The 13834-nt window shown below is 72.2% G+C and carries 9 protein-coding genes; 3 read left to right on the top strand and 6 right to left on the bottom strand.

Translation table 11 applies throughout. The annotated features are described in order from the left end of the window. Positions 1-5: 5 nt before the first annotated feature. Positions 6-1325 carry an ABC transporter substrate-binding protein gene (locus BGM09_RS01435; protein WP_188279489.1) on the bottom strand — a complete coding sequence of 440 codons (1320 nt, stop codon included), beginning with the start codon at positions 1323-1325 and terminating at the stop codon, positions 6-8. Positions 1326-1734: 409 nt separating this feature from the next. On the opposite strand from BGM09_RS01435, the gene BGM09_RS01430 reads away from it, so the two are divergent. Further along, positions 1735-4326 carry an alpha-L-rhamnosidase C-terminal domain-containing protein gene (locus BGM09_RS01430; RefSeq protein WP_223186153.1) on the top strand — a complete coding sequence of 864 codons (2592 nt, stop codon included), beginning with the start codon at positions 1735-1737 and terminating at the stop codon, positions 4324-4326. A 62-nt stretch (positions 4327-4388) separates the two neighbouring features. On the opposite strand, the gene BGM09_RS01425 is transcribed toward BGM09_RS01430, so the two are convergent. Genes BGM09_RS01425 through BGM09_RS01410 form a run of 4 tightly spaced genes read right to left on the bottom strand, consistent with a single transcriptional unit; the run spans position 4389 to position 10517 of the window. Further along, on the bottom strand, positions 4389-5639 hold the full coding sequence (locus BGM09_RS01425) for a type III PLP-dependent enzyme (RefSeq protein ID WP_188279488.1): 1251 nt from the start codon (positions 5637-5639) through the stop codon (positions 4389-4391). After that, positions 5636-7432, bottom strand: a complete 1797-nt coding sequence (locus tag BGM09_RS01420; protein WP_188279487.1) for an IucA/IucC family protein — start codon at positions 7430-7432, stop codon at positions 5636-5638. Before BGM09_RS01420 ends, BGM09_RS01425 begins: the two co-directional genes overlap by 4 nt. Next, entirely contained in the window at positions 7432-9312 is a 1881-nt protein-coding gene (locus BGM09_RS01415; protein WP_188279549.1) for an IucA/IucC family siderophore biosynthesis protein, read from the bottom strand. Before BGM09_RS01415 ends, BGM09_RS01420 begins: the two co-directional genes overlap by 1 nt. A gap of 2 nt (positions 9313-9314) precedes the next feature. Continuing rightward, positions 9315-10517 (bottom strand): acetyl-CoA carboxylase biotin carboxylase subunit family protein, encoded by a 1203-nt coding sequence (locus BGM09_RS01410; RefSeq protein WP_188279486.1) that lies wholly within the window; start codon positions 10515-10517, stop codon positions 9315-9317. 473 nt (positions 10518-10990) lie between these two features. Between BGM09_RS01410 and BGM09_RS01405 the strand changes: the two genes are divergently transcribed. Beyond that, complete coding sequence (locus tag BGM09_RS01405; protein ID WP_188279485.1) at positions 10991-11191, top strand: hypothetical protein; 201 nt, start codon at positions 10991-10993, stop codon at positions 11189-11191. A 197-nt stretch (positions 11192-11388) separates the two neighbouring features. Next, on the top strand, positions 11389-12300 hold the full coding sequence (locus BGM09_RS01400; protein WP_188279484.1) for a hypothetical protein: 912 nt from the start codon (positions 11389-11391) through the stop codon (positions 12298-12300). A gap of 84 nt (positions 12301-12384) precedes the next feature. Here the strand turns inward: BGM09_RS01400 and BGM09_RS01395 are convergent, their stop codons facing one another. Then, the gene (locus tag BGM09_RS01395) at positions 12385-13740 is read right to left on the bottom strand and encodes an alpha-glucosidase/alpha-galactosidase (RefSeq protein ID WP_188279483.1); all 1356 of its coding nucleotides are present in this window, start codon (positions 13738-13740) and stop codon (positions 12385-12387) included. Positions 13741-13834: the final 94 nt, after the last annotated feature.

The raw sequence follows: 13834 nt of genomic DNA, 5'->3' as shown, positions 1-13834 counted from the left end.
CCTGGTCAGGACGACGGCAGGGCCTGCATGGCCTTGATGAACCCGTCGGCGTCGAGCTTGCCGTCGAAGAACTGCTGGACCGCCGTGTGCATCGCGGTGCTCGCCGACTGCGGGTACGCCTGGTCCCAGGAGAGCTGGAAGGACTTCGCGTCCTTGACCAGGTTGTACTGGTACTTCGAGTAGGTGGGATCGGCCGAGGTGTCGAGGAACTTCTCGGTGTTCCTCGTCGTCGGCAGATTTCCGATGCCGAGCTGCGCCTGCACGAATTGGTCGCTGTACTGGAGCTTGAGGAATTCGGCTATCGCGTCCGGGTACTTGGTCTTCTTCAGCACCGAGTAGAAGTTGTTGGTGTTGCCCACCACATCGGTCGGGTCGCCGACGCCGCCGGTCACGGTCGGGAAGGTGCTGAAGCCGAGGTCGTTCTTGGCGAAGTCGGCGTTGGCGTCCTGCTGGGTGGAGTAGTACCAGGAGCCCATCAGCTCGAACCCGGCCTTGCCGGTGGCGACCAGGGCCGCGGAGCCGTTGTCGGTGAACTTCACCGAGTCGTAGTTGGTGCCGAAGGCGCCGGCGTCGACCAGTTCCTTGAGCATCGACAGCGCCTTCTTGCTGTCGGCGCTGGCCCAGGCGCTCTTGTCGCCGGCGAGCGCCTTCTCGAACAGGCCGGGGCCCGCGACGCGGTCGTAGACGTACTCGTACCACATCAGGGTCGGCCACTGGTCGCCGCCGCCGAGCGCGATCGGGGTGATGTGCTTGGACTTGAGGACCTTGACCGCGTTGAGCAGGTCGTCCCAGGTCTTGGGCTCGGTCAGGCCCGCGTCGGCCAGCACCTTCTTGTTGTTGAAGAGCAGGACGGGCTGGGTGCCGCGCATCGGGATGCCGTAGGGCTTGCCGTCCACCTTGGCGCTGTCGAACACCGACGTCAGGAAGTTGTTCTTGAGCCCCGGGTCCTTGGCGATCATCTCGTCCAGCGGCAGCAGAAGCCCTTCCTTGACGAAGGGGGCGATGCTGCCGCCACCCCAGTTGAAGAAGACGTCGGGCGCCTGCTTGGTGCTGATGAGCGTCTGCAACTTCTGCTGGTAGTCCGCGCCGGGGATGGTGTCGAGGACCGCCTTGACCTTGGACGTCTTGTTGAACGTCTCGACGATCTGCTTCTCGACCTTGTTGGTCGCGTCCCCGTAGACCAGCACGTGGAACGAGCCGGCGCCGCCCGAGTCGCCGCCGCTGCTGCCGCCGCAGGCGGCCAGGGACATTCCGAGCACGAGCGCCACGCCGCCGGCCAGGGCTCTGGCGGTCGCGGCGCGGGAGAGCAATGCGCGCTTCTTCATCGGTCCAGCCTTTCGAAAGATTCGGCATCCTCGCCGAAATTTGCTGCGCGCTGTGACGGTAAAGTGCGCCTGGAGAAGGGGTCAAGGCTCGCGCAACGGGTTACCAAAGCGTGACCCAACACCCGATCGGGCCACCGAACTGACGCGGTGTCGGCTTCGACAGTTTCGAGAAAGATGTCGGAACACCGGACGAGACCGGCGAGCGGGACCGGCGGCGGGGCGGACATCGGGGCAGCTCCGCCGCACCGTTTCAATGACGTTTCAATTCGGCGTCGTGAAAATGCGAAGCCTTGGCCGACGGATGTATTGACCCCCAGCTCAATCGCACCATAGGTTCAGCGGCGCCGAATTGAATCGTTCTTAGTGGTACGGGCTGCGGGACGCGGCTCGTGGAACACCTGGAGCCCTCTTGTCCGCTGCGCATCCCCTCCGTGGCACGCTCTCCCGACGGTCGGTCCGCATCGCGCAGGCCGTCGCCGTCGTCGGCGCGCTCACCGCGACCATGGCCCTGTCGGGGCCGGCCTCCGCCAACTCCCCCCACTCCGCCTCCTGGCGGAAGTACGTGCGGGCACCGTCGAGCCGCGATGTGCGGCCGGTCGCCGTAACGGCCACCACCGGCGATGTGACCCACCCTCAGGGCGTCCTCGGCAAGGGCACCGCCACCCTCGACAGGCCCGCACCCAAGCCCAAGCCGACGTGGCCGGCCGGCACCACGGCCACCGCCTCCTCGTACCACGACGGCAACAACGGAAACGACGGCAAGCCCCGTACCTACGTCCCCGGCAACGCGGTCGACGGCGACACCGACACGTTCTGGAACGACGCGAACGCGGCCACGTATCCCGCCTGGCTGGAGATCACCAGCCCGGCCCCGGTCGCGCTCCCCGGCATCACGGTGCTGTCCAACAGCGACGGCGTCCCGCAGGACTTCACCGTCCAGACCTGGGACGGTTCGGCCTGGACCACCCGCGCCACCGTCACCGGCAACTCCGACGTGCGGCGCGCGGTCGCCTTCTCCTCGTCCGTGACCACCGCGCGGGTGCGGATCACCGTGACCAAGGACCAGTCCTCGGGCAAGGGCGAGTACACCAGGATCAACGAGGTGTGGCCGGGACTGGTCGCCGCCGAGCCGGTGCCCAGCGTCACGCTCGACTTCGGCAAGGTCGTCTCCGGCTACCCCCGGATCAGCTTCGCGGGCGCCTCGGACAACAGCCCCGGCGTGCGGGTCGCCTTCTCCGAGACGCTCGACTACCTCACCGACCGCTCCGACTACACGCGCTCCGACGTCTCCGGCGGCCCCGGCACCGATCAGTACGCGGTCCCGCGGCAGGGCGGCATCTGGACCGATCACAAGAGCTGCCTGAGCGGTACGAAGGTCTGCGCCGACGGCCTGCACGGCTTCCGTTACATGAAGATCAGCCTGGACGCGCTGCCCTCCGACGCGCCGCTCGCGCAGCCGTCGGGCACCGTGCGGATCGACGGTGTCTCACTCGACTTCACACCGTTCCTCGGCACGCCGGACTCCTACACCGGCTGGTTCGAGTCCTCGGACGCCAAGCTGAACCAGTACTGGTACGACGCCTCGTACACCAACGAGCTGGTCACCGACACCTTCCGGTCGGACGACGTCGACCCGCGCAACGCCGACAGCCCGACGCTCGACGGCAAGCTCGTGCTGCACGACGGCGCCAAGCGCGACCGCGACCCGTACGTGGGCGATGTCGCGGTCTCCGGCCGCACCACGTATCTGACCCATGACGCGGCGGTCGCCGCCAGGAACGTGCTGGCCGACCTCGCCGACCACCAGCGCGGCGACGGCTGGATACCGCCCGCCTCCATCAACAACTACACGCTCCCGCTGTTCGACTACCCGCTGTGGTGGGTGACCAGTAGCTGGGACTACGTGCTGTACACCGGCGACACCGCCTACGCCCGCGACTACTACACCAACCTGGTCAAGACGCTGGACAGTTGGTACCCGAGCGTCACCGACGCCAACGGCCTGCTGTCCAAGGGCCTGAACGGCACCGGCGGTTACGGCGACTACGCCTTCCTGCCCCGCGGCGGCGAGGTCACCTACTACAACACCCTCTACGTCCAGGCGCTCAAGGACGCGGCGGCGCTGGCGACGTCGCTGGGCCACGGCGCGGACGCCGACCGCTGGCACAAGCGCGCCGACGCCGTGAGCACCGCGATCAACACGCATCTGTGGGACAGCGCCGCGGGCGCCTATCTCGACTCGGCGACGGGCGCTGTACGGCACGGGCAGGACGGCAACAGCCTGGCCGTGGTCGCCGGGGTCGCCGACCCGACGCGCGCCGCATCCGCGCTCGACCACCTGTCCAAGACCACCGCCCAGCCCTACGGCAACGCCTTCATGGACAACGACACCCTGGTCTCCGACGGCTCCGAGCGGGTCTACGCCTTCACCTCGTACCCCGAGATCCAGGCCCGCTTCCTGACAGGCAAGGCCGACTCCGCCATCGACGAGATCAAGCGGCTGTACGGCTGGATGGCCGGGCACGGCCCTGGCATCACCGATTGGGAGGGCATAGGCCCTGGCGGTTCGATGTACGAGGGCGGCTTCACCTCGGCAGCCCACGGCTGGTCGACCGGGGTGGTCCCGGCACTGACCAACGACCTGCTCGGCGCGACGCCCGTCACTCCCGGATTCGCCACTTGGAGCGTCGCACCGCACCCGGGCTCCGTCACCTGGGCGCGCGGCCAACTTCCCACGCCGCACGGTCCGTTGACCGTCGACTGGAAGCGCGGCAGCGGTGACCGGCAGTTCACGCTCGACCTGACGGCGCCCAAGGGGACCTCCGGCGTCGTCGATGTGCCCGCGACGGGCACGCGGGTCACCGTCAAGGTCGACGGCCGGGTCGCCTGGGACGGCTCGGGGGCGCACGCCTTCCAGGCCGCGCTCAAGGACGGCCGGGTGACGCTGCGCGGCATCCCGGCGGGCAGCCACACGATCACCGTGACCGGCAAGGCTTCCTGAGCCGTGTCCCGCACACGCTCTCTCCCGGACCTGCGCGGCAGCCGGTCCGGGAGAGGGCGGTCTCAGGAACGGTCCGTGGAATCCGGAACGTCCCTGGAATCGACGTAGTGGACGGTCGGCCGGGGGTGCATCAGGAAGTCGTGGTGCGAGATGTTCCAGGCGTACGCCCCGGCCAGCGCGAACAGCACCCGGTCGCCCGCCCGGAGTCCCGCCGCCGGGACCCGCCGGGCGAGCACGTCCTTGGGCGTGCACAACTGGCCTGCCAGCGTGACCAGTTCACCGTCGGCCGCCGAGCGCGGCCACGGGTGGGGCCAGTCGTCGACCGGCAGCAGCGCGCAGGGCTGGTCGTGGCCCTTGGCCGCCGGGGTCCGCAGATGGTGGGTGCCGCCGCGCAGCACCGCGAACTCCTCGCCGTGGCTGGGCTTCACGTCCAGCACGTCGGTGGCGTACCAGCCGCAGTACGCGGTCAGGGCGCGGCCCGGTTCGATGCGCAGCAGCGGTCCGGGGTGGGCGTCGAGCAACCGGGCGAGCCCGGCGCCGTACACGGCCCAGTCGAAGCGGTCCGCCGGGCGGGTGTAGCCGACGGCCATGCCGCCGCCGACGTTGACCTCCCGGAGCGGGACGCCGTGCCGCGCCGCGAGGTCCGTCGCCCAGGCGACCACGGACTCGGCGACGGCGAGCAACCGCGGCGCCGGTAGGCCGCTGGCCAAATGCGCGTGCACACCGCGCAGTTCGAGGTGCGGATGGCTGCCGTCGGTCAGCGCGCGGACGGCCGCGTCGGCCTGCGCCGGATCGAGACCGAAGGGCGAGGGACCGCCGCCCATGGCCAGCACTCCCGTCGCCAACTCCCCCGGTGAGACGGCGAGGTTGAAGCGCAGCAGCACGCCGACGCGGGTCCGCCGTGCGGCCACGAGATGCGAGAGCATGCGCAGTTCGTACGCGCTCTCCACGTGGAAGCGGTTCACGCCGAGGTCGAGCGCGGCCGTGATCTCGGCGGGGGTCTTCCCCGGTCCGCCGAAGGCCAGCGGGCGGCCCGGCACCGCCGCCGCCACATGGGCGGCCTCGCCGCCGGACGAGACCTCGTAGCCGGTCACGTACGGGCCGAGCGCCGCCAGGATCTCCGGCTCCGGATTGGCCTTCGCCGCGTAGTACAGCTCCGCTCGCTCGGGCAGGACCGCCCGCACGGCCGCCGCGTGCGCGCGCAGCGCCGCCAGGTCGTAGACGTAGGCGGGCAGTTGGGCGGTCGGCAGGGCCAGAGCCGTGGCCCGTACGGAGTCGGGGACGGCGACAGGTGCGGGTGCGGGTGCGGTCATGACTGCGTCCTCGCGTCGTCGGGCCCACGGTCGGCGCCGCGCACGGGGTGTCCAGGTCGGCCGTCCGGCGTCGGCAGGACGTCCTCGGCGAGGGGCGACGGCAGGCGTACGTATCCCGCGAACCGGTCGGCGGCGCGTTCCCAGCGGGTGAGGAGATTGGCCTTGGCGGGCAGCGGCGCTCCGGCGAGCAGGGCGTCGAGCCGGGGGTGGTGGCCGTGCTCGTCCGCGTGGTCGCGGATGGTGCGGCGGACCTCGGCCCACAGGGCGGGTTCGGTGTCCGGGTGCAGATCGGCGAGCGCGGCCAGCATTTCGGCGACGTGGTTGACCAGCAGGCAGTAGACCACCCGGTCCCAGCCGCGGTCGGCGTCGTAGCGCAGTGGCTCCGCGACCTCGGGCGGCAGCGCGGCGAGGGCGTCGGCGCTGGGGCCCGAGAGCAGTTCGGGGACCAGTTTGGCGCCCTCCAGGTCGCGGAAGAGCACCTGGACGGGGTCGCCGTCGGTGTCGACGCAGACCAGCACGTTCTGGAGGTGGGGTTCGAGCACCACGCCGTGGTCGAAGTAGGCGGCCAGCACCGGGGGTACGAGCAGCCGCAGGTAGGCGCGCCACCAGCGAAGGGCCGCCGCGGGACCGCCGTCCGCGACCAGCCGGGAGATGTGTCCCGGGCCTGTCGGGTACTCGTCCGCGACGGCGGCGGCCAGCAGCGCGGTGCCGCCGGGCCCGAGCCGCCGGTCGAGCCCTTCCCTGACGATCACGCCGAAGCCTTCGAGCAGCGACTGGTCGGGGCGGCCGTCGCGGCCGGGCAGGGCCAGACTGCGGTAGGCGGGCTCGCGCAGGACGTCGGCGCCGGGGAAGCGGGCGGCGAGGTCGGCGAAGGCGGGCCGCAGCATCCGGGTCAGCGCGACGGCCCCGGCCAGTTCGTAACTGGCGTTTTTGCGGAGGCAGTTGGTGATCCGCACATTGAGGCTGAATTTGAGGAAGGTGTCGCCGTCGTAGAGGGTGCGGACGGAGGCGGTGGCGGCGAAGCGGGTCCTGCCGGGGCCAAGGTCCAGCACGTCACGGCGGTCCAGGGCCGCGCGCAGCACGGGGTGGCGGTGCAGCAGGTCGTACTGCCAGGGGTGCGCGGGCAGCAGCCGGTAGCCCGTGGGCACGGCCGCGAGCCGGTCCAGCGGGTCGGTGGCGCCGGGCTCGGCGCACTCCTGGACGGTCAGGCCCTCGCGTACGGCGAGCAGCCGCAGCGGGAAGGACGCCGAGGTCTCCGGTGCGTACGCGGCCCATGAACCGGGGTCGCCGCCACGGGACTTGGGGGCGGGGTGGAAGCGGTGGCCGTAGACGAGCGACTGTTCGGAGGCGAGGTACCCGGCGAGCGGGAGTCCGGCCGCGACCGGGCGCGGGGCGCGCAGCGCGGTGGCGACTCCGTGGTGGCTGGACTCCACCTGGCCGAGGAATTCGTCGTTGGGCACGCCGGTGAGGGCGGACAGTTCGGCGTGGGTGTGTTCGGCCAGCCGTCGCCAGTCGATCTCGGTCCAGTCGTCGTGGCCGGTCTGTTCCGTGACCGGTCCCGCGAAGCGGTGCGCGCCGAGCAGTGAGGTGCGGCGCAGCGCGACCCGCAGCCGAACTCCGGTGCGGGGCAGCCGTACCAGCAGGCGGCCGTCGATGACGGCGGTCTGGTGCTCGGGGCCCGACACCTCGCGGAGCAGGCAGTTCAGCAGGGTGTGGGCCACGGCGCGGTCCGCGTCGGGCAGTCCCGCGTGCCGGGCGCAGTCGGCGGGTCCGGTGATGGTGGGCAGCGTCATCAACGGCTCCGCAGAAGGTAGTTGGGTCCGGTGGTGTAGTGCTTGTTGATGTCGGTGGCTCCTGAGCGGTCCTTGGTGAGCAGCGTGCCCGCGCTCACCATCGCTTTGACGGGCAGGCGCGGCGCGTCGAGCACCCGCGCGCGCAGGGTCTCGCCCGCTTCGCCCGGCCCGGTGCCGAGCCGCCGCGCGGCCCGGTCGAGCAGGTCGCGTACGCGGTCGAGCAGGTCTTCCAGCGGGGCGCGGCCGAGCCGCGCGAGGGCGAACGCGTAGGCGCCCGCGCACAGATGGACGGTGATGGTGGTGAAGAGGTCGGCCACCGGGCCGTCGTCGTCCACGAGGATGCGCGGATCGTCGAAGGCGGCGCGCTCCGGCGCGTCGGGGCCGAGGGCCGCGCGCAGCCGGACCCGGTTGACCCGCAGGCCGTCGTCGTCCTTGAGGAGCAGGCGGAGCCGGGTGCGGCCGGCGGGGTCGTCCAGCAGCAGCGAGATGTTCTGCTGGTGGGATTCCAGGGCGATGCCGTATCCGAAGAGCGTGGTCTGCCAGTCGAGCAACAGGGTGAGGACCGCGTCGAACAGGGCGAGCGGGTCGCCGCCGTAGTAACGGTCGGCGAGGTGGTCGACGACCGGCCGGCCGTCGGGGGCCTCGGCGAGCAGCGCGGCCATGGGCAGCACGGCGCAGCCGTCGAGGCCGGGCGGGTGGCGGCGGACGAGCACGGCGAGGAGTTCGTGGCCCGCGTGCGCGAACCGGGTCTCGTCGGCGTGCAGCACGCTGTCGCGGAAGCGCGGTTCGCGTGCGGTCACCGTCTCCAGCAGCCGCTGCCCGGCCGCGCCGTCGATCAGACTGCCCGGCTTGATCGTGCGCCGGTTGAGCAGCCCCAACGTCGAGGTGGCCAGGGGCAGTTTGAGGTGGGTTCCGGGGTCGGCGAGGACCGCGACGGTGCGGGTCGACAGCGTGGGAGCCACGTCCAGGTACGTACGGTCGGCCAGTACGGACCTGCCGTCGAGGCCGGTGGCGCGCAGCGCGTCCCGCAGCGGGCCGTCCGCCGTGAGGGGGTGGACGGGAAAGGCGACGTGGGTCCCGTCCAGCTCCTGCGGCAGGCCGAGGGCGAGGGCGGACGGCCGCAGTTCGCCGAGGCCGAGGCCGTCTGGTGCCCGATCGCCGTCCGCGCCGTGCACGGTGACGGCCTCCCTGGGCAGGGCCAGCCAGCGCAGGGCGAAGCGCGGCGCGAATTCGGGCGCGTACGCGCGGAGCTGAGTGCCCGTCAGCCCACTCCGGGCGGCGGAGGTCGGGTGCACCGGGTGGCCGTGCCGGGCGGCCAGGGTGTCGTACGCGAGGGCGCCGGTGAGCCCGGTCCACCCGGCGGGGTCGCCGCCGTGGCGTGCGGTGAGCCGGGCCACGGTGTCGGCGCGGGTCGCGGTCCGCAGCCGCAGGGCGGTCAGCGCGTCCCGGTACTCGTCCGCGAAGGCGGTGAAGCCCGCGCGGTCCTCGGGCGCCGCGAGAGCGCGCAGCGCCGCCAGTACGTCCTCGCCGGTCGTCAGCTCCCGCCCGCCGGGCTCCTGGAGCAGCAGCGGGAGCCGGGCGGCGTACTCACTCTGGAAGCCGTCCGCCGTGACCGGCAGCAGGAGCGCCGGCGCCTCCCTGCCCGAGTCGGTCACGGGCCGCGGCAGCACGTCCGCATCGGCCTCGGCTACCGGCTGCCGCAGCGCGGCCGTTCCCCGGCCCGAGTCGGCCCCGGGGACCGGCAGTCGCAGCCAGTCGCCGTCGGGGCGGCGTACGAGGACGCTGCCGGTGCGCAGGCGGACGACGTCTTCGCGCAGCAGCGTGCTCAACACGTCGAGCAGCAGGGCGCGTTCTTCGTCTCCGGCGGCCCGGCCGGTCACCGTCACGGCGTGATCTCCCAGCGGTGCTCGGCGAGGAAGCCGGTGACGGCCCGCTCCACGGCGTCCTCGTCGGGTCCGATGGCCCGGACGACGCCCAGCAGATCGCGGTTGGTGCGGTGCAGCGGATGGCGTTCGCCGACCGCCCGCAGCGGCCGGTACGTCAGGCGCACGCCGTCGGCCGTCAGGTCGGCCGGGCCGGGGGCGGCGGTGAGGGTGCCCGCCTGTCGCGCGTACGGGTAGTCGAGCCGGGCCGCGCGGCCGGTCGCGGTGCGCAGCTCGGGCGGGAGGGGTTCACCCAGATGGGTGCGGAGGATGTGCTCGAAGAGCGGCAGGCCGAGCAGTTCGGCCAGCAGGAGGTCGCACTGGTCGCCGATGGCGCGGTAGTTGACCTCGATCAGGCGCGCGCGCCCTTCGTGCAGCACGAATTCGGTGTGGCAGGCGCCGAATCCGACGCCGAGGGCGTCGAGTTGGGCGAGGACCTGGTCGACGACGGGCGCGGGGTGCGCGGGGACGAAGGTCAGCCGCTCCTCGATGAAATACGGCGGCGGGGACAGCGTGGTGCGGAAGCCGCCCAGCACATGGCGGGTCCTACCGTCGCCGAGGGTTTCCAGGGTCAGCAGTTCGCCGGGCAGGAATTCCTCCACGACCAGTGCGGCGCCAGGCCGGCCGGCCTGGATCAGCCGCACGCGGCGCTCCAGGTCCGCCGGGTCCTCGGCGCGTACGACGTCCTCGCTCGCCACGCCCTCGCGCGGTTTGACGACGCAGGGGTACGGCACGTCGAGTCCGGCGAGGCAGGCCGCCGGGTCCCGGCCCGCGGGCAACTCCGCCGACCACACCGTGTCGACGCCCGAGGCGGCCAGGGTCCGGCGCGTCTCGGCCTTGTCCTTGGTGCGCAGCGCGGCCTGCCAGCTCTTGGCGGGCAGGCCGAAGTAGCCTGCGGCCAGGGCGGCTTGGACCTGGAGGTGGTCGCTGTTGGTGAAGACCGCGTCCGGTGGCCGATAGGTGGAGACGCGGGTGATGACCGCGCGGAAGTCGCGTACGTCGCACTCCAGGATGTCGACCGCCGGATCGTCGCCGTACGCGGCCCGGTGCGCGGCGGGCTGGTCGGTGAGGACCGTGACGTCCAGGCCGAGGCGGCGGGCGGCCGGGAGGAATCCCTCGGTGACCGAGTCGGTCGGGTTCAGAGCCAGCACATAGAGCCGCATGGGGGTCCACTTCCGGGCGCGCAGTCGTTCGGGTCGACGGTCGTGGGACGACCGGTGACCAGGGGCGCGACGAGCCTAGGTTAGGCATGCCTAACTCTGTCAATTCGCCCCGGCGCGGCGCCGGTTGACGTCCGTGGACACCGGCGCGTCGGTGCGATTCTCATGCTGTCCACTGATCCGATCATGTACACCGACCGGCGCGGGCGACACCGATTTCCGCCGTGGCCACCGGTCCGCCGCCGCCCCGGTTCGCACGCCGTCCGTCCACCGTCCGACCTGTGCGCGGACGGGCGGTGGACGGACCTTGGACAGCGGGTGAAACGGGCCGAACCGCCTTACGCCATACGGGGGTTCGGGTGGCGCCGGGCCGCGGCGGCGTCGTTAGCATGTCCGGAGATCCGCGATCTCCCTTAGCTCTCCGTGCGAACGGGGCCGGGGTGGAGGGCGGCCGATGACGTCGGATGGAGGTCCGGGTGGACGGTTTCGCCGAGGCGATGCTGGAGCGGGTGCGCGTGGCTCGGGAGGCGGTGGCCGCCGCCGGGCGGGCGGGGGACGCGTACGCGTTGGCCGTGGCCTGCGACGAGTTGGACGACGCGCTCCGGATCGCCCGCGCGAACGGGGTCGAGGCGGATCTCCCGGAGGATGAGGGCGGCGGCGCGGAGAGCGGCGGCTGACCGCGGCCGGACGGCCGGCCCGCACTCGTCGGGCACCTCACGCGTCGCGCCCTCACCCCGCCGCCCCCGGGTCCACCCTCTGGCGCGAACCCGCCTGTTACCCGGCGCTGCCCACGGGCAGCCTGGGAGCAGGGGGTCCCGATGAGGCGTCCGCCCCGCCGTACGATGGCGGGCACACCGCGACGAGGGGATTCGGCATGATCACCGAGCCGGAGATGGTCGAGGAGCCGGAGCCCGACCGCCCCGCCCCCGACATCCTGAGCGGCGCGGGTCACGCGCCGCCGTCGCTGCGCTCCGCGCTCTCCCGGCTGCGCGCCCGCCTCCCGTCGCCGCGCTCCGCCGCGGACCCGTACCGCGTCCGCGACACGGGCGGCGGTCACGGCGGCGAGGACAGGGGGCCCACCCTCAAGCCGTGGCGGCCACGGCCCGAGGGGCGCAGGGTCCGCGTGCTGTGGGCGCTCGGGGGCGTCGTCACGGCGTCGGCGGTCTGGCTGGCGGTCCTCCAGTTCACCGGTTACGACGGCCCGCGGCCGGACCTGCACGGCTATCACCTCGCCGACAATCCGTGCACCAGCGACAATCTCCAGCCGCTGTCCGACGCCTTCGGCACCGAATTCCTCCAGGGCATCCCCGTGATCACCAAGGGTCCCGCCCTCGATCACGCCGCCTGCACCCTGACCACGTCGGTGACCGGGAGCGGCGACTGGGAGACCACGTACACGGTCACCGTCACCGTCGACCTGCACAAGAAGTCCGACGTCCACGCCGAATTCGCGGACATCTCGCATGTGATCGTCCCCGACCCCACGACCGCGGGCTCCGGCGACTTCCTGTTCATGACCGACTCACCCGAGGTCACCAAGGCGCTGCGCGGCCTCGGCGACCAGGCGTTCACGATCTACGGCACCGCGCGGCAGGCCGTCACCGTCCGGCACGGCGGCGCCGTCCTCTCGCTCAGCGTGGACGGCATCAAGCAGTGGAACGGTGTGGCCGCCCGCCCGCTGAACGCCGACGGCTCCCCCATCGAGGCGACCCCGGCCGACACCATCGCGCTGCGCCCGGCGCTCATCCGGGCCATGCGCCACCTGATGAGCGCCCTCGCGCACTGAGCTGAGCTGAACTGAACTGAGCCCAGTCGAAGCGAGCCGAGCCGCGCCGGGTCAGCCCACCGACCCGGCGCGCGGCCCGCCGCCTCATGAGCCCAGGACGGCCCGCAACTCCGGCTGGAGCGCGTCACCGTGGGCGCGCACCATGTCGTCGCACAGCTCCCAGATCCGTTCGACGGGGAGCGAGGCGGCGGTGGCCGGATCGGTCATGGCGGCGTGCCGGATGTGACGGGGGTCGCCCTCGATCGCGGCGCGGACGACGAGGTCGGTGGTGCTGAGGTAGGTGCGGTTCAGCGCGGCGCACTGCGGCGGGAGCGCGCCGACCCGGGTGGGCTGGACGCCCAGCGCGTCGACCAGGCACGGCACTTCGACCGTGCCGGCGGCCGGGAGGTCGTCGATGAGGCCGTGGTTGGGCACATTGCCGTAGATGGTGCGCGGGGTGCCGGTGGTGATGCTGTGGATCACCTGCGGCGCGTACTCCATCGTGCCCTCGACCGGCAGCGGGAGCCCGGCGGCGAGCGCCGCGCGGGTCTTCTCGTACGCGGCGACGTTCTCGTCCACGATGCCGAGGTACGCGCCGACGGGCAGCCGCAGCCGCTCGATCTCGCTGTCGTGGTGCAGGTACCAGGGCACGTACTCGGAGGAGTGCTCGCTGGTCTCGGTCGGGTAGTAGCCGAGCCGCCGGTACATGTCGACGCGGACCCTGCGGCGCAGTTGCGGGTCCTGCGCGATGAGCGCGTCGAGCCGCGGGTAGACGTCCTCGCCCTGGTACTCGAAGCGCAGCACCCACGCCTGGTGGTTGACGCCCGCCGCGTGGTAGGTGACCTCTTCGAGCGGGATGCGCAGCAGTTCCGCGAGGTCGTGCATCGTCCAGTAGACCGAGTGGCAGAGGCCGACGACCCGGGTGAGTCCGGTGGCCTGGGCGAGGTACTGCACGTTCATCGCCATCGGGTTGGTGTAGTTGAGCAGCCAGGCGTCGGGGCAGACCTCCGCGATGTCCCGGCCGAGTTCCCGCAGGACGGGGAAGGTGCGCAGCGCGCGGAAGACGCCGCCGACGCCGAGGGTGTCGCCGATGGTCTGGCGCAGGCCGTAGCGGGCGGGGACGTCGAAGTCGGTACGGGTCGCCTCGCCCATGCCGACCTGGATGATGTTGATGACGAAGTCGGCGCCTTCCAGGGCCGCGCGGCGCTCGGCGTGCGCGGTGATCAGCGGCGCGGCGCCGCGCTCGGCCGCGATGTGCCGTGCGGCGCCGTCGGCGGTGGCCAGCCGCTCGGCGTCGATGTCGTGCAGCGCGATGTGCACGTCCTTGAGCTCGGGGAAGGCGAAGAGGTCGGCGAGCAGGCCCTGGGTGAAGACGACGCTTCCGGCACCGATGAAGGCGATCTTGGTCGTACGGGTGGCGCCGCTGGTCGTCGTGCGGGGTGTGGTGCTGGCTGTGCTCATGACGGGTTCTTTCCGTTGCGGGTGGTGGCGGCGCGGGAGGCGCCGAGCGCCTCGTCCCAGGTGGGTTGGGCGGTGGTGCCGCCGTGCGCTCGGG

Source organism: Streptomyces sp. CBMA29 (assembly GCF_014596445.1).
In the GTDB taxonomy this organism is placed as follows: domain Bacteria; phylum Actinomycetota; class Actinomycetes; order Streptomycetales; family Streptomycetaceae; genus Actinacidiphila.
This window is presented reverse-complemented; position numbering and strand designations above follow the sequence as displayed.